We start from the raw sequence: 22,001 nt of genomic DNA on the forward strand, positions 1-22,001 counted from the left end.
AGCCGGGTGGATCAGGCGCGCAAGGCGCAAAAATCAAAACAGCGCAAGTGTACCCGCAAGGCTGGCGTCAGACCATACCGCCCGGCTACTTTTTGTTCCTGTGGCTCAGAAAATCGCCCGCGGGGCCACGCAGCCGCCCCGGCGTTTCATGGCAGTTCGGCCGAACCCATGCGTTGCAGGATGATGCCGGTACGCCGCTTCAGATAGCTGGTGTTGCGGTGGGCATCGTAATAGCGGGGGTTGGGCAGCATGACCGCCAGTTTCGCCGCCTGCGCCGCGCCCAGTCTGGCGGCAGGGATGCGGTAGTAATAGCGCGCGGCCGCCTCGGCGCCATAAATGCCGCGGCCGAATTCCACCACGTTCAGGTAGATCTCGAAAATGCGCTGCTTGTCCATCAGCGCTTCCAGCATATATGTGATGATCAGTTCCTGGCCCTTGCGCACATAGCTGCGCGAGCCGGACAGGAACAGGTTTTTCGCCAGCTGCTGCGTGATGGTGGAGCCGCCGTGCGTGATCCTGCCCCGTTTGTCGTTGCGCTCGAACGCCTTTTCCAGCGCGTCCCAGTCGACGCCGTCATGCTCGGAAAAATTGGCATCTTCGGAGGCGATGATGGCCCGCTTCAGGTTTTTCGAGATGCGTTCGTACGGCACCCACTGCTGGCGGATGGTGGCGTTCGGATCCTTCTCGCGCATGGCCGACTGCTGCTGGCGCATGAAGGCCGTCATCGTCGGATTATGGTCGACCCACCACCAGATCTGGACGAAAAAATAGGCCTGCACGGCCAGAAAAATCGCGATCGGTAGAATAAACAGCCATTTGACCCAGGCCCAGCGGCCCGGTCGTTTTGTTGTTGTCATAGTTTTTGACGCATGGATTGCAAAACCGCCGCCGTGTCCGGACGCACGCCGCGCCAGCCCAGGAACGCTTCCGCGGCCTGTTCGACCAGCATGCCCAGGCCGTCACGCGGCACGGCGCCTTCCGCCTCGGCAAAGCGCAGGAACACGGTCGGCTCCTTGCCGTACATCATATCCAAAGCCAACGTTCCCGGGTGGAAAACCGACGGCGGGAACGGCGGCAGCGCCGCCTGCAGGCTGGCCGATGTTGCGTTAATGACGATATCGAAGTCGCCGGCGATGTCGGCAAACCCGCCCGCCGACAGGACGTCCGCGCCGCCCAGCGCGGCAAACTGCTGCACCAGCGCTTCGGCCGTGGCCACCGTGCGGTTGGCGATATGCAGCGCTTGCGGGCGGTGTTCCAGCAGCGGCAGTACCGCGCCGCGGGCGGCCCCGCCTGCCCCGAGCAGCAGCACTCTTTTGCCCGTGATCGCCACGCCGGCGTTGTGCGTGATGTCGGCCACCAGGCCGGCGCCATCCGTGTTGTCGCCCGTAATGCCGTGCTCGTCGAACAGCAGCGTGTTGACGGCACCGGCCGCCTGGGCGCGGATCGTCAGCGCCCCTGCCAGCTTGTGCGCTTCCAGTTTGAAGGGCACGGTGACGTTGGCGCCCTTGCCCCCTCGGCGATAAAGGCGCGGACGGCGTCGGCAAATCCGTCGACGGGCGCCAGGCGCTTGTCATAGACCAGCTGCTGGCCCGTCTGCGCGGCAAACGCGGCGTGGATATCGGGCGACTTGCTGTGGGCGATGGGGTTGCCGAAGACGCAGTAGCGGTCCATGGTACGTTCCTTAGTTGGCGCTGTTGAGGTCTGCCTCGAGCCGCTGTTCGCGGGTGAACTTGAAGCGCGTGATGATGACCCACAGGTCATCCTTGTCGCTCGACAGCATGTTGGGCGGGAATTTGCCGAACGGCGAAGCACGCCGGACGATGTTCATGGCGGCCTCGTCCAGCGCCGGATTGCCGGAACTGGTCTGTACCTTGATGCCGCCTTCCTTCATATATAAGGTGCCGTCCTGGAAGATGGGAATCTGCAGCACCAGCTCGCCATACAGCTTGCGGCCGTTCTTCTGCGGGAAATTCAGCGTGCCGATTTCCTCCACCTTGCGCTGGAACTGCTTGTAATACATCGCATAGCCCACCTGTTGCGTGCTGGGCGTGATATAGGTCCTGCGCGGGCGCTTGTTCTCGTCCTCGATACGCTGCGTGATTTCGGCCGCCATGCGTGCGATGGCCTTGCTGCTCTCGATCAGGTCGGCGCCGCTCGGCACGGGGTCCGGCTTCTTTTCCTCGGCGACGGGCGCGGCCCGATACGGCGTCTTTTTCACCTGCGTCATCAGTGCATCCTGCTTGGCCTGCAGCGCCTCGATGCGCTTCTGCGCGGCCTTGATGCTGTCGCCATCCTCCATCCGGCGCATGTCCGGCAGCGGCGACTTCGAGCGACCCTTGTCCGCATTGCCGCCGCCTTCCAGATTGGCCTGCGCCAGCGCGTCGGCCTTCAGCGGCTTGTTCGCGTGCTTTGCGTTGACGAGGATGACTTCCAGCGTGGGATCGGTCGGCGCGATCTTGAAATCCCTGGGCGCCGCAAAATGCACCGCAAGCATCGCCGCATGCGCCGTCAGCGAGACGGCAAGGGCAATCATCAGAAACCGGTTTTCTTGAAGAGACTTCACAGGCAGCAAGGGCAAGGCAGAATGCGCCATTCTACCCGCCAAAAACCCGGGACAGACCCGGGTTTTCAGGAAATTGTTTCCCAAATCGGAGACAGTCCCCGATTTTGGGAAACATTCCTGGCCGCTGGCCCGCGTTGACAGGCTCGCCATGCGCGAATGATAATGAGAAACATTCTCAATTGACCAAGTCTCGATTCCCTTCAGGAGGAAGCTTCGTGCTGCCAATGCCCTTCCAGCCCCGTCCGCTACTCGCGGCGATCGCTCTTGCCCTGGCCATGCCGGCCCATGCCGAGGAACCGCCGCCCGAGCAGGTGATCGTCACCGCGTCGCGCTCGAACGTCGAGCGCGACAAGGCGCCGCAGACGGTGGTCGTGATCGACAAGGAAACCATCGAACGGCAGCTGACGCTCTCCAGCAATTCCTCCGATGTGCTGAGCAACCTGCTGCCCTCCTACACCCCCAGCCGGGGCAAGATGAACGGCTCCGGCGAAACGCTGCGCGGGCGCACGCCGCTGATCCTCATCGACGGCGTGCCGCAGTCGAATCCCGTGCGCCCGACGGGCCGCGAGGCGCACACGATCGACTACGCGATGGTCGAGCGCATCGAGATCGTGCAGGGTCCGAACGCCGTCAATGGCCTGGGGGCCACGGGGGCACGATCAACATCATCACGCGTCGCCCGGCCAAGGGCTCGTTCAACCAGCATATCGACGTGCAGGCGACCGCGCCGACCACCGACGCCACGTCTGCCACGCTGGGCTACAAGACGACCTACCGTGCGGACGGCCGGCTCGACAAGCTGGACTATCTGTTCTCCGTGTCCTACGAGGACCAGGGCCTGTACGTGGACGGCGCCGGCCGCCCGGTGGGCGTGGACGTGACGCAGGGCGACCTGATGGACTCGCACAGCGACGATATCCTGACCAAGATCGGCTACCGGCCGGACGACCGCCAGAAGCTGCAGTTCTCCGTCAATCACTACCGCATCAAGTCCAAGGCGAACTATGTCGGCGTGGCGGGCAACCGCCAGCTGGCCATCCCGTCCACGTCGGTCGAAGGCACGCCGCCCGGCACGCCGGCGTGGAACGACGTGTGGACCGCCAGCGCCAGCTACAGCCACTACGACCTGGCCGGGATGGAGCTGTCCGCGATGGTGTTCGGCCAGGAGTTCGAGGGCCTGTTCGGCGCGGACAACTCGGCCACGTTCCAGGACGTGCGAATCGCGCCGCGCGGCACGCTGTACGACCAGTCGCGCTCCACCGCGTCGAAGGTCGGCAGCAAGGTGGGGCTGACGAAGGCGGACCTGCTGAACGGCCGCCTGAAACTGACCGCCGGCTTCGACACGCTGTTCGACAAGGGCAAGCAGGACATGTACGGCACCGGCCGAACGTTCGTGCCGGAGTCGAAGTATCGCAACCTGTCGCTGTTTACCCAGGGCGAATTCAAACTGCTGGACACGGTGACCTTGCATGGCGGCGTGCGGCGCGAGAACGCTGAACTCGAAGTGGATAGCTACCGCACCCTGGCCGCCTACAACAATACCTTCGTCGAAGGCGGCAAGATCAAGTTCAACGAAACGCTGGTCAATGCCGGCGTGGTGTTCACGCCGGTGCAGGACGTGACGCTGTACGCCAACTATTCGGAAGGCTTCGGCCTGCCCGATATCGGCCGCGCGCTGCGGGCCATCAATACGCCCGGCCAGAGCATCGCCAATATGCGCACGCTCGAGCCGATCCTGACGGACGGCGTGGAAGTGGGCACGCGCGTACGCAAGGGGCCATGGGAATTGGACGCCAGCTGGTACCGCTCCGACTCCGACTTCGGGGTGCGCATCGTCTCCGTCAACGGCGTCTTCATGATGGCGCGTGAAAAGACCCGGCTGGAAGGGTTCGAGGCCAGCCTGGCGCACCGCTTCAACGCGGCGCACCGCGCCAGCGTGTCGTACGCCCACACCAGGGGACGCTACGACAGCAATGGCGACGGCAGCCTGGATGCGAAGCTAGACGGCCTGAACGTGTCGCCGAACCGTGTGCTGGCATCGTGGAGCGCCAACTGGACTGGCAAGCTGTCGTCGTACCTGCAGGTGCAGCACGCGTTCAGCCAGAGCTTCGACGATCCGGCCAAGGCATTCTCCGGCTATACGCTGGCCGACGCGTCACTGAACTACAAGCTGGCAAAGGGCGAGCTGCGCCTGGGCGTGGCCAACCTGTTCGACAAGTCGACCATCACGTACTACTCGCAAAGCGCGCTGGTGGAACCGGCCCGATATTTTGCGGGACGCGGCCGCACCGTCACGCTGGGTTACGCGCTGGGGTTCTGAGCGACCAAGTCAAAACCGGTGACAGGCTCCAGATAACGTAAAACCGGTGACAGGCTCCGATTACGCAAACAGGAGCCTGTCACCGGTTTTCCAGAAGTTGGCAATCTTCCCTCGAATCAGGGGGCTGTCCCGGGTTTTGCTTCGTCAGCTCCGCCACATAAAACCGGTGACAGGCTCCATTTATTTAACCGGAGCCTGTCACCGGTTTTTTTTTCAGTTCGCTGGCGGCTGATCCGCTTCGTCCGCCAACTCCGCCACTTCCGCTTTCTCGTCGGCCGGCTGGTCCGGGTCGGGCACCAGTTCCGGCACCGTCTCGCCGGCCAGCACTTCTTCGGCTTCCTCGTCGAAGTCGACGTCGGCAGCCGGGGCCTGATCCGTCGCGACCTCCAGCAGGCGCGTTTCGATCGACAGGTCCACTTCGTCCCAGCGCAGCACGTCCAGCTTGACGGCAGCGCCGCGCGCCACCGACGGCATGCCCGGCAGGCGGATGATCAGCGGGATCTCCGTCAGGCGCAGCACTTCGTCCTTCAGCACGACGGCATCGACCTGCTTCGCGTCGTGCTGGCCCAGCCAGCGCAGGCACCAGTAGCGCTCCATGTTCGCCTGGAAGTCGGCGTAAGCCGCGTAGGCGGCGTCGAACGCGGAGACGATGGCGAACAGGTTGGCGTCCTTCTGCTTGAACGGCGCCACCAGCGGCGCCATGACGCCCTTCTCGGCCACGGCCAGGATCTGCCACTGGTTGACGAGGTCCGTGTAACGGCGCAGCGGCGACGTGCTCCACGCGTACTGGTCGACACCGAGACCCTGGTGCGGCGCCGCGTGCGTCACCATGCGCACCTGCATTTTCGCGTTCCAGCCACCCACGCCCTGCCCCTGGCTGCGGTAGATGCCCGGCACGCCATGGTCGTGCATCAGCTTGCCCCACGTGCTGTTGGCAAAGATCATCAGCTCGGCCACGATCTTGTCCAGCGGCGCGCCGCGCTTGCGGCGCGAGATCGTGACGACGTCGTCCTCGACATAGAAGTTGAAGTCGACGCGGTTGTTCTGCTCCGGCTTCAGTCCGAACGCCTCGCGCTTGACCATGCGGCCCGCTTCCAGGTGGCGCGCCCAGCCCCACAGCAGCGTCAGTTCCGCCTTGCGCGGATAGTCGCCCGCTCCGCTCTCCAGCGTTTCCTCGTTGACGACATCATCGAGCTCGTTGTGGCGCAGGTTGTTGGCGATCGGGACGAGTTCGGCGCGCGTCTCGGTCGAGACGACGGACCAGTCGGACGGATCGAGCGTTGCATACAGCGACAGCGCCGGACACGTCTTGCCCTCGGCCAGCGTGAACGCGTTGACGATCGAATCGGGCAGCATCGTGATCTTGTCGCCCGGCATATACACGGTCGACATGCGCGCGCGCGCGATCTTGTCGATGGCGTCGTCGGGCTTGATGCCCAGGCCCGGTGCGGCGATGTGGATGCCGATGCGCACCTTGCCGTCCGGCTGGTGCACCACGGAAAACGCGTCGTCGATTTCCGTCGTCGTCACGTCGTCGATGGAGAACGCCTCGACGTTGGCCACCGGCAGGCCGGCCGGCGCGGCAGGTACCGCCACGTCCGGGAAGCCGTGCCCTTTCGGGAAATTCTCGAACAGGAACTTTGCCATGTGCAGGTCCTTGGCCGAGCCGACGCCGCCGACGGCGAGCATCAGGCGCGCCGGCGTCGTGTGCAGCTCGTTGCAGGCCGCGTCCAGTGCCTTGTATTCGATGGTGTTCTTGTCCGGCTTGAAGAGCAGCTGCTGGACGATGTTGCGCATCGACGCGGGAAGCACATTGGCCTTGAGCTCGTCCACATAGCCCTGCTGGATCACGGCCTGCTGCTTTTTCTTTTCGATGCCGGCCAGCGCGGCCTTCAGCGTCTGTTCCGGCGCCGCCTTGTAGCGGCCGCGCCCTTTCTTGTGAAAATAGATGGGCGCCGAGTGCAGGGTCAGGATCAGGCCCGCCGCCTCGTGCGGCAGCGGCGGGTGGCCGAAGTATTCGGCGCCCAGGTCGGCGAAGCCGAATTCCTCTTCGCCCGCCACTTCCCACAGGAAGTCGAGATCGACATCGGCCGCCACGGCTTTCGCCTGCTCCAGCAGCACTTCCGGCGCGGGCTTTTCGTACTGCAGCAGCACGTCGCGCGACTTCACCTTGCTGCGTTTGCCGCTGGCCAGCTCCACCTGGTAGGCCTCGCCAGCCTGGGAAAGCACGGTTCCGACCTTGAAATCGCCGGATTCTTCAAAAAAGACATTCATGTTCATCTCGTATTCCATGTTCGTGGGACCAGCCGCGTGACGGACGGCAGGAAGACCTCCGTCACCAGCAGCGTGCCCTGGCGGCGCCGGTACAGGCAGCGCCGTGCATACAGCAATTGTTCTTCGGCCGCGGCCGCGCCATGTTCCTTCAGCGCCGACCGCGCACGCAGCGCCAGCGGATGCGTGTCGCGCAGCCGCGCATATTCCAGGGCGCCGCGCCGCACGCGCGGATCGCCGAACAGCGTGGTTCCCAGCGAGCGTTCGCCCAGTGCGGAGAACAGCGGCCAGTCGGTGGCGTCGGCGCTCATCGGTACGACGGTGTGGGCATAGACGACGGGCGTATTATCACACCGCAGCAGCACTTCCCTTTCCCACACCCGCCCCGGGCGATGCAGGCCGATGGCGCGCGTCTCGTCCGCGAGGCAGGTGGCGACGTGCTGGTGCAGCACCTGCACGCGGAAGGTTGCGCTGTGCTGTTTGAGTTTTGCCGTCAGCGAGCCGCCGCCCGTCAGCCAGTGGCGCAGCGCGTGCGGCGCGTTGACGGCCAGGACGTGGCCCATCCAGTTCGCCTGGCGCAGCGAGCGTTCCCTCATGCGGCGCCGTGCACGTGGCCGAACGCCAGCACCTCGTCCACGTACTGCGCAAACTCGCCGATGCCATGGTCGCTGCCGTCGATGACGTGCTGGCGCGCGCCCGCATAGTGCGCCACCATCGTGCGGTAATCCAGCACTTCGTCGCCGGTGGCAGCCAGCAGGAAGTAGCGCTCCGGCCGCGTGATGGTCGGCACGGCAAAGGCGCGCAGCTCGTCGATGTATTCGCGCCGGAATTCAAACGGCTCGTCGCTGTGATACATCGTCGTCACGCCCACGTATTTCTCCAGATCGAGGAGCGGCGTGACGGCGGGATTGAGCAGCACGGCGCGGCAGCCCAGCCGTTCGGCCATCCACGTGGCGTAGTAGCCGCCCAGCGACGAGCCGACGATGCACAGGTCGTCCGCCCGCACACCGGCCACCAGCGCGAATGCCTGCGCCATCGCCAGCCTGGGCGACGCCGGCAATTGCGGCGCGACGTACTCGTCCGCGCGGCCCAGCGCCGCCATGCGCTCGGCCAGCAGCCGCCCCTTCATCGACCGGGGCGACGAGCGGAACCCGTGTAAATAGAGGATCATGGCAGATCAGCGCGCCAGTGCGTCCAGCAGTTTCTGGTGCACGCCCCGAAGCCGCCATTGCTCATGACGACGACGTGGTCCCCGGGCCGTGCCTGTCCCACGATGGCTTTAACCATCAGGTCCAGGTCTTCGTACGCCGAGGCGGTCGCGCCCATCGGCGCCAAGGCCGACGCCAGGCTCCAGCCCAGCGACTTCTCGCTGCCGAAGCCGAACACCAGGTCCGCATCCGTCAGGCTGCCCGGCAGCGCGTCCTTCATGGCGCCCAGCTTCATCGTGTTCGAACGCGGTTCCAGCACGGCCAGGATGCGCGTGTCCGGTCCCAGCTTCTGGCGCAGGCCGCCCACGGTGGTGGCGATCGCGGTCGGGTGGTGGGCGAAATCGTCGTAGACGGTCACTCCCTTGACCACGCCACGCACTTCCATGCGCCGCTTGACGCTTTCGAACTTCGCCAGCGCCTTGGCCGCCTGGGCGATCGGCACGCCCACGTTGCGCGCGGCTGCGATAGCGGCCAGCGCGTTGTTGCGGTTATGCTTGCCCGTCAGCTTCCAGTCGACGGTCCCTTCGAACTGGCCGTTGAACAGTACGTCGAAGCTGCCGTCCGGATGTTCCTTCATCGTCCAGTTGCCGCCGGCGCCGCCGAAGGTCTCCTTCTCGCTCCAGCAGCCGCGCCGGATCACGCGCTGCAGCGACTCCTCGTCGCCATTGACGATGACGCGGCCGATGCCGGGCACGGTGCGCACCAGGTGATGGAATTGCGTTTCGATGGCGGCCAGGTCGGGGAAGATGTCCGCGTGATCGTATTCCAGGTTGTTCAGGATCGCCGTCTTCGCGTGGTAGTGCACGAACTTGCTGCGCTTGTCGAAGAAGGCCGTATCGTATTCGTCCGCCTCGATGACGAAGAATTCGGAATCGGCGCCCGGGCCGGTCAGCCGCGCCGACACGCCGAAGTTCATCGGCACGCCGCCGATCAGGAAGCCTGGCGCATAGCCCGCATCCTCCAGAATCCATGCCAGCATGGCCGACGTCGTCGTCTTGCCATGCGTCCCCGCGACCGCCAGCACCCATTTATGGCGCAGGATATGTTCGCCGATCCACTGCGGCCCCGAGACATAGGGCAGGCTGCGGTTCAGGATTTCCTCCACCAGCGCATTGCCGCGGGCGACCACGTTGCCGATCACGTACAGATCCGGGTTCAGGTTGACCTGGTCCTTGTCGAAGCCCTGGATCAGTTCGATCCCCTGGGCTTCCAGCTGGGTACTCATCGGCGGATAAACGTTGGCGTCGCAGCCCGTCACCTTGTGGCCGGCTTCCTTTGCCAGCACGGCCAGGCCACCCATGAAGGTGCCGCAAATGCCGAGTATATGGATATGCATGATGGTCGCGGTCGATATGAATAAATACAGGAACGGGATTTTACCCGACGCGCGGGCTTTTCCCGGTTCAGCGTATGATCACGGCTATGATGGCAAACCAATACGATGACATTGTGCAGCTGCGGGCCCGCATCGCCACGCTGGCGGCGCGCATGGTCGCGCAGGACGGCGCCGACTACGCCACCGCGAAACGCAAGGCCGCCTTTCAGCTGCTGGGCGAGCAGGCCAATGCAAAACGCGACCTGCTGCCTGACGACGTGCAGATCGACGAAGAGGTCCGGCAGTACCACGCGCTGTTCAACGCGGACACGCAGCCGGCGCGGCTGCGGCACCTGCGCACGGTGGCGCTGGAGGTCATGGAGCTGCTGGCCGACTTCAACCCGTTCCTGACGGGCGCGGTGCTGAACGGCACCGCAGGCGAACACGACGACATCCGCCTGCAGCTCTTTGCCGACAGCGCCAAGGAAGTGCAGATCTACCTGCTCAATAAAAACGTCGATATCGAGATCAGCGAAAGCGACCATTTCAAGGGCGCCCGCCACGATCCCGTCGAGACGGTGAGCTTCCTGTATCGGCAGGAAGGCGTGCACGTGGAACTGTATGAGCATCACGACCTGCGCGGCGCCAAAAAACAGCGCAGCGGCGACCGGCCCGCCCGGGTCGACATCGCCGAACTGCGCGCTCTATTAATATCCGATACCTCTTCTGAACAATGAATAAAAAGCATCTGTTTGCGTACGGCATCGTCGCCGTGCTGTTTGCCGCGTCCGGCTTCCTTGTCGGCGGCAAGCTGAAACCGGCGCCGGAGCCGATGACCTTCAAGCCCGCACCCGGTGGCGGCGGGGCCGCGCCTCTCGCCAGCGAGCCGGCCGGTCCGGTTGCCAACCTGTTTGCGCAAACCATGCCCGACGATCAAGGCACGCAGCAGGCGCTGGCCCAGTGGCGCGGCAAGCCGCTGCTGGTGAACTTCTGGGCCCCCTGGTGCGCCCCATGTGTACAGGAAATGCCGGAGCTGTCGCGCCTGCAGACGGACGGAAAATACAAAGACCTGCAGGTGATCGGCATCGGCATCGATACGCCAGCCAACATCGCCGAATTCAACCGGAAATTCAAGCTCGGCTTCCCGCTGCTGGTGGGCGGCACGAACGGCACAGAACTGTCGCGCACGCTTGGGAACACTCAGGGCGGCCTGCCATTTACCGTGCTGATCGGCGCCGACGGCACAGTCAAAAAAGGCTATCTGGGACGGCTCAATTTCGACAAGCTGGCGCAGGATCTGGGCACATTGTGAGCAGGTTGGCATGTTCTTTTTTCTTGCCAATGGTCGCGCTTGACGGCAAAATGCGGAACTTTCGCGGACTATGGTCAGGAACATGGCAAAACACTTGCTGCTGCTGAACGGCCCCAATCTGAATCTGCTGGGGACGCGCGAGCCACACATCTACGGTGCCACGACACTGGCCGATGTTGAACGGGCCGCACAAGAGCAGGCAAGCACGGCAGGTGCACAGCTGGTTTTCTTCCAGAGCAACCACGAAGGCGCACTGATCGACCGCATTCACGCCGCGCGTGGCGAAGGCGTGGATTACATCGTCATCAATCCGGGCGGCTATACCCATACCAGTGTCGCGCTGCGCGACGCGCTGGCCGGGGTGGCCATCCCGTTCGTGGAAGTCCATATTTCGAATATTTATCAGCGCGAAGCGTTCCGCCACCATTCCTATCTCAGTGCGATCGCAACCGGCACGATCTGCGGCCTCGGCATCGAGGGATACCGCCTTGCCATCGACTTTGCTCTAAAAAGCAGTTAATCTACGCGATCTGCACGCATTTTCACGTTCTGACCCACAAGGTCGCAACGCATACTTTTACAAAACAAGATTAAACGGAGTCTCAGATGGATCTACGCAAGCTCAAGACGTTGATTGACTTGGTTGCCGAATCGGATATTGCAGAACTCGAAGTGACCGAGGGCGAGAGCAAGGTACGCATCGTCAAGTCCTCCGCCATGCCGCAAAACCAGGTCGTCATGATGCCGTCGCACGGAGCTCCGGCCCAGTTCGCACCGGCTGCGCCGAGCGCCGCGCCGGTTGCCGCGCCCGCGGCCGCTCCGGTGGCTGCCGAGCCGACCGGCCATATCGTCAAGTCGCCAATGGTCGGCACGTTCTACCGTTCCTCCGCTCCGGGCAGTGCCCCGTTCATCGAAGTGGGCAGCACGGTCAAGGAAGGCGACACGCTGTGCATCATCGAAGCGATGAAGCTGCTCAATGAAATCGATGCCGACAAGTCCGGCACCGTCACCCAGATTCTGGTCGAGAACGGCCAGCCGGTCGAGTTCGGCCAGCCTCTGTTCGTGATCGGCTGAGACCTGGACGCGGCTGCCAGCAGCCGCACCGGTCAGCACCTCCTCATCTACAAAGAACACCCGGCTCGTCCGGGTGTTCGCAAAGATAGAACTAGCCATGTTTGAAAAAATCCTCATTGCCAACCGCGGTGAAATCGCGCTGCGTATCCAGCGCGCCTGCCGCGAGATGGGCATCAAGACGGTGGTCGTCCACTCCGAAGCGGACAAGGACGCGAAGTACGTCAAGCTGGCCGACGAATCCGTCTGCATCGGCCCCGCGCAGTCGTCGCTGAGCTATCTGAACATGCCGGCGATCATCAGCGCCGCCGAAGTCACCGACGCCGAAGCGATCCACCCGGGCTATGGCTTCCTGTCCGAGAACGCGGACTTCGCCGAACGCGTGGAGAAATCCGGCTTCGTCTTCATCGGCCCGCGCTCCGACTCGATCCGCCTGATGGGCGACAAGGTCTCGGCCAAGCAGGCGATGATCAAGGCCGGCGTGCCTTGCGTGCCCGGTTCCGACGGCGCGCTGCCGGACGATCCGAAAGCCATCGTGCAGATCGCCCGCAAGGTGGGCTACCCCGTCATCATCAAGGCGGCCGGCGGCGGCGGCGGCCGTGGCATGCGTGTCGTGCACACGGAAGCGGCGCTGCTCAATGCCGTCACGATGACGAAGACGGAAGCCGGCTCCGCCTTCGGCAACCCCGAGGTCTACATGGAGAAGTACCTGGAGAACCCACGCCACGTGGAAATCCAGATCCTCGCCGACGAACACCGCAACGCCGTCTGGCTGGGTGAACGCGACTGCTCGATGCAGCGCCGCCACCAGAAGGTCATCGAGGAAGCGCCGGCACCGGGCATCCCGCGCAAGCTGATCGAAAAGATCGGCGACCGCTGCGCCGAAGCGTGCCGCAAGATCGGCTACCGCGGCGCCGGCACGTTCGAGTTCCTGTACGAGAACGGCGAGTTCTACTTCATCGAGATGAATACCCGCGTGCAGGTCGAACACCCGGTCACGGAAATGATCACGGGGATCGACATCGTGCAGGAGCAGATCCGCATCGCCTGCGGCGAGAAGCTGCGCTTCCGCCAGCGCGACGTGATGCTGTCCGGTCACGCGATCGAATGCCGCATCAATGCCGAGGATCCGTTCAAGTTCACGCCCTCCCCTGGACGCATCACGTCGTGGCATACACCGGGCGGTCCGGGCGTGCGCGTGGACTCCCATTCGTATGCGGGTTACTATGTACCGCCGCACTACGACTCGATGATCGGCAAGCTGATTACCTATGGCGCCACGCGCGAACAGGCGATCCGCCGCATGCAGATCGCCCTGTCGGAAATGGTGGTCGAGGGCATCCAGACCAACATTCCGCTGCACCGCGAACTGATGGTCGATGCCCGCTTCATCGAAGGCGGCACCAACATTCACTATCTGGAACAACGACTGGCGGAAATGCCCAAGGCAGGTTCATGAGCTGGACTGAAATCGTCATCGAAGTCGCCCGCGACAACGCGGAGGCTCTGTCCGACGCACTGATCGAGGCGGGCGCGCTGTCCGTCTCCGTCGAGGATGCGGACGAAGGCACCGAGCAGGAAAAACCCCTGTTCGGCGAGCCGGGCATGGAGCCGAAGGAAGCGGCGTGGGAACACAGCCGCGTCGTGGCGCTGACCGATGTCGACGCCGACCAGGCAGCCATCGTGGTCGAGGCGGCAGCCGCCATCGGCCTGGCCGCCGCCCCCGCCTTCACCACCCGCAAGGTGGACGACGAGGACTGGGTGCGCCTGACGCAGTCGCAGTTCGAACCGATCCACATCGGCAGGAACATCTGGGTCGTGCCGAGCTGGCACGAAGCGCCCGATGCGAATGCGCTGATTCTGGAGCTGGACCCGGGTCTCGCCTTCGGCACGGGCAGCCATCCCACCACGAAGCTGTGCATGGAGTGGCTGGAAGCCCATCCGGCACCGCAGCAATCCGTGCTCGATTACGGCTGCGGTTCCGGCATTCTCGCCATGGTGGCCCGCAAGCTGGGCGCCACCAAGGTCGCCGGTGTCGACATCGATCCGCAGGCGATCGAATCGGCGCGCGACAACGCCGCGCGCAACAAGGTCGAGGATATCGAGTTCTTCGTGCCGGAAGACTTCGCGCAGTCGGCCCACGCGGATGCCCGCTTCGACATCGTCGTGGCCAACATCCTGTCGTCGCCGTTGAAGCTGATGGCGCCGATGCTGTCCGGCCGCGTGGCCGACGGCGGCGCGCTGGTGCTGTCCGGCGTGCTGGCCCGCCAGGCCGAGGAAGTGGCGGCGGCGTATGCGCCGTTCATCAAGCTCTCCGTCTGGGCCGAGCACGAAGGCTGGGTCGCCCTGCACGGCCGCCTGGGCAGCGCCACCGCCCTGCCGGCGCGTTAAGGTTCAGCCGACGCGCATGGCGCTCGCCACCCAATGCCCCCACTGTCATACGGTTTTCCGGGTCGCCCACGACCAGCTGAAACTGCGTGGTGGCATCGTGCGCTGCGGCGCCTGCAATGAAATCTTCGACGGCAACGCCGCGCTCGTGGAGCCGGCGCTGCCGCCGCTGCCTTTGCATTCCTCCGGTGGTTCTCCCGGTACGCCGCTGGATCTGGAGCTCGACATCGAGCCGGCGCCGGTAGCTGCGGCCAACTTCGATCCTGTCGAGCCTGCACCCGTTGCGCAGCCCGCGCTGGCAGTGCAGCGGGAGCCGGAGCCGGAGCCGGAGCCGGAGCATCTTGCCACCGATGCGCCGCCGTCCGAACCCGCGGCGCCGAACCCTGTGCCGGATAAAGCGCCCGCCGCGCCGGCGCGGCACGAGGACAGCGATTTCGACCTCCCCTCCGAGCACATCGTGGCCGTCGCGCTGGACGACGTGCACAGCTTCGACGACACGCCACCCGCACCTGAACCATTGGCCCGCGACGAGACTGCCGACATCGCCGACGACAGCGCCGTGCGCGCCGCCGACGACGCGGCAGCGGCGGACCTGCTGACGGGCGCGCCGGAAAGCGCGTCCCTGGCGGCCGGCAGCGGCGCCGTCGCCAGGGCGGACGAGGCCCACGAAGGCGACGAACCGGAATTCATCCGCCAGGCCAACCGCCGCGAGCACCTGGGCCGCAATGCGCGCGTCGTCATGCGCTGGGGCACGCCGCTGCTGGTGCTTCTGCTGCTGCTGCAGATCGGGACGACGTTCCGCAATCCGCTGGCGGCCCGCTATCCGGCACTGGCGCCGGCCCTGTCGGCGCTGTGCGCACCGTTTCTGTGCAAAGTCGAGCTGCCGATGCAGATCGACACGCTGGCGATCGAACAGGGCGAGCTGCAGACGCTGTCCGACAATACCTTCAGCTTTGCCACCGTGCTTCGGAACGGCTCGCGCACGGCGCAGGCGTGGCCGCATATCGAGCTGGTGCTGAACGACGCAGCCGACAAGCCCGTGCTGCGCCGCGTCTTCGCGCCGCGCGACTACCTGGGCAATCCGGCGGACCTGCGCCAGGGATTCCGGCCGCGCAGCGAGCAGCCCGTGAAACTGTATTTTCAACTGAACCGGCTCAAGGCATCGGGCTACCACATCGCCATCTTCTACCCCTGAGACTCATCATGAACCAGACATCCCTGATCTGTGGCTCGCTTGCCATCGACGTCATCATGCAATATGAAGGACGCTTCGGCGACACGCTGCTGGCCGACCAGCTGCACAAGGTCAACGTGTCGTTCCTCGTGCCGACCATGCGCACGGAATTCGGCGGCTGCTCCGGCAATATCGCCTATAACCTGAAGCTGCTGGGCGGCGATCCGCGCATCGTCGGCGTCATGGGCCAGGACTGCGCCGCCTACCTGGAACGCCTGCAGAAGCTGGGCATTTCGACGCAGAACATCCTGATCAAGAAGGACGCCTACAACGCGCAGTGTTTCGTCACGGCCGACTCGGACAATAACCAGATCAACGCGTTCCACCCGGGCGCGATGTCGTTCGCGCACGAGAACAATATCGAGGACGCCGGTCCGGCGCGCCTGGCGATCATCTCGCCGGACGGCCATCTGGGCATGCTCAAGCACGCCGACGACCTGGCGCGCCTGAACATTCCGTTCATCTTCGATCCGGGCCAGCAGATGCCGATGTTCACGCCCGAGCAGCTGATCGCCTTTATCGACAAGGCTACCTACGTCACCTGCAACGACTACGAGATCGAGCTGCTGGTCGACCGCACGGGCCTGTCCCTGGCCGATATCGCGAATCGCCTGGAAGCGCTGATCGTCACGCGCGGAGAGAAGGGTTCGGAGATCTACACGAAAGGTACCAGCATCGACATCCCGGCCGTGCAGGCCGACGCCGTGCTGGACCCGACGGGCTGTGGCGACGCCTACCGCGCCGGCCTGCTGTACGGCCTGACGCACGACCTGGGTTGGGAAACGACGGGCCGCCTGGCCAGCCTGCTGGGCGCGATCAAGATCGCCCACAAGGGTGCCCAGAACCACGTGCTGACGAAGGAAGAAATCGCCGACCGCTTCGAGCAGGCCTTCGGCTACAAGTACTGACAATTGCGGGTCAGGTCCGGCATCCGGACAAACGGCCCGGCCAGCGCCGGATCCGTGTCCCGATGTCGGACCTGACCCCTGTTCTTATCCTGAAAACGCCATCCCCAGCACCAGCTGCGCAATCTGCAGCAGCACCAGCGCCACCAGCAGCGACAGATCCAGATTCCCCACCAGCGGCACGACGCGCCGGATCGGCCGCAGCAGCGGCTCGTTCAGCGCCCGCACGAACGGCGCCAGCGGCGCATGCGGGTTGACCCAGCTGAAGATCGCCTCGACGACCAGCAGGATCATGAAGCCGTACAGGATCCAGCGCAGGAAGCGCAGCAGCGCCACCTTCAGCACCGTCTCCACCGGCACCCCGCCGATCAGCAGCAGCGACGACGCCAGCAGCACGATCAGAAAGGCACCCAGCAGGCTGGCCCAGTCATAACCACCCACGCCGGGCACGATGCGGCGCATGGGTTTCACCAGCCAGTCCGACAGCTGGAACGTAAACTGCGCCACCGACGATGGCGGACGTACGCGCGTCGCCTGCATCCAGAACCGCAGCAGCAGGACGCTGCCCAGCAGGACGGCGACGGTATCGACGATCAGCATCACAATACTAAGAAGCACGGGCATTCTCCAATAAGCTTGAGGCTTGCGTAAAAAAACCGCTGTGCGATTGTCTCACACAGCGGTTTTTACGCACATCAGGCCGTTTGCAAAAGACGGTGGCCAGGCGTGACCTGACGGGCCGCACGGTGCGGCACAGTCAGTGTCCAGCCAGGCAAGCGTCTCAGGCAGGACGGGTGCTGGTCGGGAACGGCCATGCGGCAGCAGGTGCCGGCACGGTCTTCGCGGCTGGCGCGGACGAAGCGGCGGCTGCCGGTGCGGCGGCTGGCTTGGCGGCCGTGCTCTTCTTGGCAGGAGCTGCCTTCTTCGCCGCTGGCGCCGGTGCGGCTGGTGCGGCGTCCGCAGCGTTGCCGGACTTGGCGGCAGGCTTGGCGTCGGTGGACGCTGCCTTCTTGGCGGCCGGTTTCGCGGCCGGTTTGGCGGCAGGCTTGGCGGCAGGCTTTGCAGCCGGCTTCGCGGCCGGCTTGGCAGCGGCCTTAGCGGCTGGCTTTGCAGCCGGCTTGGCAGCGGCTTTAGCAGCTGGCTTGGCGGCAGGCTTGGCAGCGCCTTTAGCGGCTGGCTTGGCAGCGGCTTTAGCAGCTGGCTTGGCGGCAGGCTTGGCAGCGCCTTTAGCGGCTGGCTTGGCAGCAGCTTTAGCGGCAGGCTTAGCGGCTGGCTTGGCGGCAGGCTTGGCGGCAGGCTTCGCAGCCGATTTCGCTGCCGGCTTGGCGGCCTTGGCAGCAGGCTTGGCAGCGGCTTTCTTCGCGGCTGGCTTGACGGCGGCTTTGGCAGCCGGTTTTGCAGCGGCCTTCTTGGCGGCCGGTTTAGCGGCTGGCTTCGCAGCCGCTTTCTTCGCTACCGGCTTGGCGGCGGCCGACTTCTTGGCTGCCGGCTTGGTCGCTGCCTTGGCTGCCGGCTTGGCGGCGGCTTTGGTCGCGGTCTTCTTCGCTGCCGGCTTGGCGGCGGCCTTGGTGGGGGTCTTGGCTGCGGTCTTTTTCGCTACCGGCTTGGCGGCGGTTGCGGACTTCTTCGCTGCCGGCTTGGCAGCTGCCGTCGCTTTCTTGGCCGCCGGCTTTGCAGCTGCCGTGGTCTTCTTCGCAGCAGCCGGCTTTGCAGCTGCCGTGGTCTTCTTCGCAGCAGCCGGCTTGGCGGCGGCCGTGGTCTTCTTCGCAGCACCTGCCGGTTTGGCGGCGGCGGTCTTGGCGGACGACTTGGCGGTCGTGCCCTTCTTGGCAGGAGCAGCAGCCTTGGCGGCTGGCTTTTTCACTTCGGTCTTCTTAGCGGCGGTAGCCATAATAATTCTCCTTCATCCGGGATGAAAATACGCACATGATTGAAACCCGTCCGGCCCCCACCCTCAGGCGGAGGTCCGAGCGAATTATTCATCGGCGCAAACATGTCGATGTTTGCGCTAATGAATTCGGCACCCGGCTGAACTGCTGCAGCTCCTCACGACTGCAGCACTTCAGCCATTCGACTCCACCGCCGCGCATGGCCACATGTCCATGGGTTGGCGGCTTCATCAAAAATTCTTGTTCTACGTGTCTCCCTGGGTGGGCGCGCCTTCAGCTCCAACCACAGTTTGTGGACCAGACATCGCGGCACGTCGCGTGCTCCGTTCAAAGAAAAAACCGCCCGGCCTGACTCAATTCAGGCGAGGCGGCTTACAGATCACGGCGTGCTTGGTGTGCATATCTGTGCGAACTTTTTGTCCTGTTTTTCTTTGCGGTTTGCGTCAACAACACACTCAAAAAAAGAGCGCTTGCATAACTACTCGTTTTCAAGTTCGTAAAGTACACGAAAACCTTATTGATGCGCAACGGGAACGCATGCTTTTCGCAGTCTTTTTTTGCGTCGGTGCGCGAGGTGGCGCACATTGCATCGTCAATGCCGAGCGCCGTCACGCGCCGCGCGTGGCCCCAATGCCGTGTTCGCGCCTCGCCCCGCTTCGCATAGCGCCTTTACCTAAAGGCGCTATGCGAAGCACCAGCGAACCGGTGCATGCCGGGTGCGACCGGTGCGGCGTGGCGCACCGCTGTTTGCGCGATGCAGTGCCGATTAAGCGACAGCGACGCACCAGCGCACGCAAGCGCCAGGCGCCGCGCGTTCAACGTGACGTTCACGCTCGCACTTCAAGCGCCAGGCAACGCCACGAACAGCGGGTGCTGTTCAGCGATGGCGGAGAGTGCGTTGAGCCGCGTGTAGTTCCCGGCATCGACAGTTTTCAGCATGGCCGGGATGAACTGCCACACGACCGCGAGCGTCACCTCCGCCACACCCCAGGTGTCGACGTCGTCGGACAGCGGCGCCGCTGCCAGCTGTGCCTCCAGCGCGGCAAGCGCCGCGGACAGCTGCCCCGTCACGCGCGCGACCCACGGGCCGTGACGCTTGTCCTCCGGCCGCAGCAGGTCCTCGTACACAAGCTGCACGGCCTTTTCGGATGCGGCCAGCGCCAGCCCGGTCAGCACGTACGCATGCGCGCGCGCCGCGCCATCGGCCGGCCAGGGCTGGCGCAGCGCTCCCGGCAACCCGGCGGCATAATCGATGATCAGGGTGGAGTCCATCAGCACCTGGCCGTCGTCCAGCACGAGCGTGGGTGCCTTGACGACGGGATTGATACGGGCGAATTCGTCGAAGGTGCGGAACACGGACAGCGGCGCGTGTTCGAAGCCGATGCCCATCAGCTTCAGGCAGATCGCCGTGCGGCGAACATAAGGCGAGTCGAGCATGCCGATCAGTTTCATGTTGGTCCTTTCAGGTAAATGGATGTTGGACAGCCAGTGTAGCGCGCTACACTGATGAGATCGAAAAGAAAGGAGAGACCATGGACATCGGCATCGCGGCAGCACTCGTGCGCGCGCAACTGCTGCCACGCTGGCCGGACGCGCGCGTGGCCATCATCGGCGGCTCGACCGCACGCGGCGAGACGACGCCCACTTCCGACATCGACCTGCTGCTGCTGTTCGACCACGTCGACCAGGCCTGGCGCGACACGCTCAAGGTGGAGGGCCAGACAGTCGAACTGTTCGGCCACGACGCCGCCACCTTCGACTACTTCTGCCGCGAGATCGATGGGCCAAGCGGGCGCATGCCGCTGGCGGCGATGGTCATGGATGGCGTCAGCATCCTGCCGGAACGCCCTCTGCTGCGCTGGCTGCGCCAGCATGCCGAGGCGCTGCACGCGGCCGGCCCGCCGGCGCTGACGCCAGAGACGCTGGCGCGCCGGCGTTACGCCATCACGACCCTGCTGGAGGACGTGACGGACAGCACGGCGCCGGACGAAACGCTGGCCATCGCCGCCGCCCTGTACCTGGAACTGGCCGACTTCGCGCTGCGCGCCGCCGGTGCCTGGTCGGGCGGTGGACGGCATCTGGCGCGACGGCTGCGTGCCACCTCACCCGCACTGGCAGCGACGCTGACGGACGCGATGGGGACGGTGCTGACGCAACCGGCAGCCGCAAAGCTCGCGTTCGGCCGCGCCGTGCACGAGGTGCTGGCGCCGCATGGCGGGTTGCTGCTGGAGGGATTTAGGCTGGATGCGCCGGCCGCATGGCGCAGCGCCGCGACGACTGCGCCGGCGGTCGCCTGAAAGCGCCCGTTTGCGGTCAACCGTCGGCGGCAATTTGTTAAATCGGCGTAGACTCGGCTGGCGATATGTAAGTCACGATCCTGTTTTTGCAACGAAAGGTATCCTCATATGCCACGTAAGAACCTGAATCGGAAGACGAGCTTCATTCTGCTGCTGGCCGTGACGGCCCTGCTGTCGGCCGTGATGGTGTGGAGGCGGCGACCTGACGGTGGCGCTGCCGGCCGACCGCGATGATGAAATGGGCCGCCTGATGAAGGCCATCAACGGCATCGGCGACGGCCTGACCCGGCTGGTGTCGGATGTCGGCCAGAGTACCCACACCATCCATCATGCGTCGGGCGCACCGCTCGGCAGCGGCGGCAACGTCAGCAACGTCAGCAACTTCAGCGGCATCATCGGCGAGATCACGGTGGCGGGCAAGGAGCAGTCGAGCGGCATCGAGCAGATCAACCGGGCCATCACGGCGATGGACAACACTACCCAGCAGAACGCGGCGCTGGTCGAACAGGCTGCGGCGGCGGCCCAGTCGATGCAGGATCAGGCCGCGATGCTGGAGAGCGGCATCAGCGTGTTCAAGTTGCGCGCGGGGACCGCGGTGACGGCGCAGCGGGGGCTGGTCGTGGTCTGGGCGCAATAGCGCGGCGGCGCGCAAGCGGTTCGCGTCAGGCCGCGTATCCTCTATATATAGTATGCAAGCCGGCCGCATGGCGCGCGGCCGGCGCCTCACTGCCTCACGCGGCCACGGATCTCAAACGCCTGCGTTTCGAGCGCGTCGCGCTTCATCAGCTTCTGGTGGGCCAGATAGACATCCGCAAACGCCGGTTGCGCGGCGACCTTGCCGACGTAATCGAGCAATGCGTCGATATCGCGTGCCTCGCCGCGCAGCACGAAGCTGCGATTGCCCTTGTCGGGCGCAAACTCGAGCAGCTCGATCTCCGTGCTGCCGGTGCGCTCCAGCGCCTGGAAGACGGGATACCAGCGGAACTCGCGTTCCGAGCGCAGCGTTGCCCAGCGCTTCGCCCGCTCCTTCTCTTCGCGCGACGGCGCCGGCGGCGCCGGCTTGTACAGCGCCTGGCGCAAGCGCCCGAGGGTGGCGGCCTCACGCTGCGCAGCCTGGTGGCTGGTCCACGCGTCGACGGCAAGCTGCGTGGCGGCGCCGGCCAGCAGGACGGCCACCAGCCAGGGTAACGCACCATGGCGCCGGCGTGGTGCGAGCAATCGGTTCATC

General features: G+C 64.8%; 21 protein-coding genes and 2 pseudogenes. 12 read left to right on the top strand and 11 right to left on the bottom strand.

Going from position 1 to position 22,001, the window contains the following annotated elements:
- Window positions 1-146: 146 nt before the first annotated feature.
- The 3 genes and pseudogenes from mtgA to E1742_RS12190 all read right to left on the bottom strand — a co-directional run bounded on the left by mtgA (window position 147) and on the right by E1742_RS12190 (window position 2,533).
- Window positions 147-857 carry a monofunctional biosynthetic peptidoglycan transglycosylase gene (gene mtgA / locus E1742_RS12180; protein WP_134385131.1) on the bottom strand — a complete coding sequence of 237 codons (711 nt, stop codon included), beginning with the start codon at window positions 855-857 and terminating at the stop codon, window positions 147-149.
- Window positions 854-1,671, bottom strand: a pseudogene (aroE, locus tag E1742_RS12185) (shikimate dehydrogenase). The gene mtgA and the pseudogene aroE overlap by 4 nt, the downstream one beginning before the upstream one ends.
- A gap of 10 nt (window positions 1,672-1,681) precedes the next feature.
- A complete protein-coding gene (locus tag E1742_RS12190) occupies window positions 1,682-2,533 on the bottom strand; it encodes an energy transducer TonB family protein (RefSeq protein ID WP_134385133.1) in 852 nt (283 codons plus the stop codon).
- Between the two features lie 254 nt (window positions 2,534-2,787).
- Between E1742_RS12190 and E1742_RS26755 the strand changes: the two genes are divergently transcribed.
- A complete protein-coding gene (locus tag E1742_RS26755; RefSeq protein WP_229466824.1) occupies window positions 2,788-3,444 on the top strand; it encodes a TonB-dependent receptor plug domain-containing protein in 657 nt (218 codons plus the stop codon).
- A 14-nt stretch (window positions 3,445-3,458) separates the two neighbouring features.
- Window positions 3,459-4,883: a TonB-dependent receptor gene (locus E1742_RS12195; RefSeq protein WP_229466826.1), complete on the top strand. Its 1,425-nt coding sequence runs from the start codon at window positions 3,459-3,461 to the stop codon at window positions 4,881-4,883.
- A gap of 213 nt (window positions 4,884-5,096) precedes the next feature.
- On the opposite strand, the gene E1742_RS12200 is transcribed toward E1742_RS12195, so the two are convergent.
- The 4 genes and pseudogenes from E1742_RS12200 to mpl form a co-directional block, all read right to left on the bottom strand.
- Window positions 5,097-7,157, bottom strand: coding sequence for an RNB domain-containing ribonuclease (locus E1742_RS12200; protein WP_134385135.1), 2,061 nt, complete (start codon window positions 7,155-7,157; stop codon window positions 5,097-5,099).
- A gap of 2 nt (window positions 7,158-7,159) precedes the next feature.
- Complete coding sequence (locus tag E1742_RS12205) at window positions 7,160-7,750, bottom strand: chorismate--pyruvate lyase family protein (protein WP_134385137.1); 591 nt, start codon at window positions 7,748-7,750, stop codon at window positions 7,160-7,162.
- Complete coding sequence (locus E1742_RS12210; RefSeq protein WP_134385139.1) at window positions 7,747-8,325, bottom strand: YqiA/YcfP family alpha/beta fold hydrolase; 579 nt, start codon at window positions 8,323-8,325, stop codon at window positions 7,747-7,749. The genes E1742_RS12205 and E1742_RS12210 overlap by 4 nt, the downstream gene beginning before the upstream one ends.
- Before the next feature lie 6 nt (window positions 8,326-8,331).
- Window positions 8,332-9,662: pseudogene (gene mpl, locus E1742_RS12215) on the bottom strand (UDP-N-acetylmuramate:L-alanyl-gamma-D-glutamyl-meso-diaminopimelate ligase).
- Between the two features lie 122 nt (window positions 9,663-9,784).
- Between mpl and E1742_RS12220 the strand changes: the two are divergent.
- The 8 genes from E1742_RS12220 (at window position 9,785) to E1742_RS12255 (ending at window position 16,590) form a co-directional block, all read left to right on the top strand.
- Window positions 9,785-10,414 (top strand): hypothetical protein, encoded by a 630-nt coding sequence (locus E1742_RS12220; RefSeq protein ID WP_134385140.1) that lies wholly within the window; start codon window positions 9,785-9,787, stop codon window positions 10,412-10,414.
- Window positions 10,411-10,989, top strand: a complete 579-nt coding sequence (locus E1742_RS12225) for a TlpA family protein disulfide reductase (RefSeq protein WP_134385142.1) — start codon at window positions 10,411-10,413, stop codon at window positions 10,987-10,989. The genes E1742_RS12220 and E1742_RS12225 overlap by 4 nt, the downstream gene beginning before the upstream one ends.
- An 82-nt stretch (window positions 10,990-11,071) precedes the next feature.
- Window positions 11,072-11,509 carry a type II 3-dehydroquinate dehydratase gene (aroQ, locus tag E1742_RS12230; protein WP_134385144.1) on the top strand — a complete coding sequence of 146 codons (438 nt, stop codon included), beginning with the start codon at window positions 11,072-11,074 and terminating at the stop codon, window positions 11,507-11,509.
- 86 nt (window positions 11,510-11,595) lie between these two features.
- Window positions 11,596-12,063 (top strand): acetyl-CoA carboxylase biotin carboxyl carrier protein, encoded by a 468-nt coding sequence (gene accB, locus E1742_RS12235; RefSeq protein WP_134385146.1) that lies wholly within the window; start codon window positions 11,596-11,598, stop codon window positions 12,061-12,063.
- Between the two features lie 97 nt (window positions 12,064-12,160).
- Window positions 12,161-13,519: an acetyl-CoA carboxylase biotin carboxylase subunit gene (gene accC, locus E1742_RS12240; RefSeq protein ID WP_134385148.1), complete on the top strand. Its 1,359-nt coding sequence runs from the start codon at window positions 12,161-12,163 to the stop codon at window positions 13,517-13,519.
- The gene (gene prmA / locus E1742_RS12245) at window positions 13,516-14,451 is read left to right on the top strand and encodes a 50S ribosomal protein L11 methyltransferase (RefSeq protein WP_134385150.1); all 936 of its coding nucleotides are present in this window, start codon (window positions 13,516-13,518) and stop codon (window positions 14,449-14,451) included. Before accC ends, prmA begins: the two co-directional genes overlap by 4 nt.
- A gap of 16 nt (window positions 14,452-14,467) precedes the next feature.
- Window positions 14,468-15,643 (top strand): DUF3426 domain-containing protein, encoded by a 1,176-nt coding sequence (locus E1742_RS12250; RefSeq protein ID WP_166793468.1) that lies wholly within the window; start codon window positions 14,468-14,470, stop codon window positions 15,641-15,643.
- Window positions 15,644-15,651: 8 nt separating this feature from the next.
- Window positions 15,652-16,590: a carbohydrate kinase family protein gene (locus tag E1742_RS12255; RefSeq protein WP_134385154.1), complete on the top strand. Its 939-nt coding sequence runs from the start codon at window positions 15,652-15,654 to the stop codon at window positions 16,588-16,590.
- An 84-nt stretch (window positions 16,591-16,674) separates the two neighbouring features.
- Here E1742_RS12255 and E1742_RS12260 read toward each other — a convergent pair whose 3' ends face one another.
- From E1742_RS12260 to E1742_RS12270, 3 genes are all read right to left on the bottom strand, one after another.
- Window positions 16,675-17,211 carry a YggT family protein gene (locus tag E1742_RS12260; protein ID WP_134385156.1) on the bottom strand — a complete coding sequence of 179 codons (537 nt, stop codon included), beginning with the start codon at window positions 17,209-17,211 and terminating at the stop codon, window positions 16,675-16,677.
- A gap of 157 nt (window positions 17,212-17,368) precedes the next feature.
- Entirely contained in the window at window positions 17,369-18,478 is a 1,110-nt protein-coding gene (locus tag E1742_RS12265) for a transcriptional regulator (protein ID WP_134385158.1), read from the bottom strand.
- An 838-nt stretch (window positions 18,479-19,316) separates the two neighbouring features.
- Entirely contained in the window at window positions 19,317-19,928 is a 612-nt protein-coding gene (locus E1742_RS12270; protein WP_134385160.1) for a glutathione S-transferase, read from the bottom strand.
- A gap of 80 nt (window positions 19,929-20,008) precedes the next feature.
- Here E1742_RS12270 and E1742_RS12275 point away from each other — a divergent pair, with 80 nt between their 5' ends.
- Window positions 20,009-20,773 (top strand): nucleotidyltransferase domain-containing protein, encoded by a 765-nt coding sequence (locus tag E1742_RS12275; RefSeq protein WP_134385161.1) that lies wholly within the window; start codon window positions 20,009-20,011, stop codon window positions 20,771-20,773.
- Window positions 20,774-20,981: 208 nt separating this feature from the next.
- A complete protein-coding gene (locus E1742_RS27370; protein ID WP_189568362.1) occupies window positions 20,982-21,410 on the top strand; it encodes a hypothetical protein in 429 nt (142 codons plus the stop codon).
- Window positions 21,411-21,496: 86 nt separating this feature from the next.
- On the opposite strand, the gene E1742_RS12285 is transcribed toward E1742_RS27370, so the two are convergent.
- The gene (locus tag E1742_RS12285; protein WP_134385163.1) at window positions 21,497-22,000 is read right to left on the bottom strand and encodes a hypothetical protein; all 504 of its coding nucleotides are present in this window, start codon (window positions 21,998-22,000) and stop codon (window positions 21,497-21,499) included.
- Window position 22,001 lies beyond the last annotated feature (1 nt).

This window comes from Pseudoduganella plicata, assembly GCF_004421005.1.
Taxonomy (GTDB): Bacteria; Pseudomonadota; Gammaproteobacteria; order Burkholderiales; family Burkholderiaceae_D; genus Rugamonas; species Rugamonas plicata.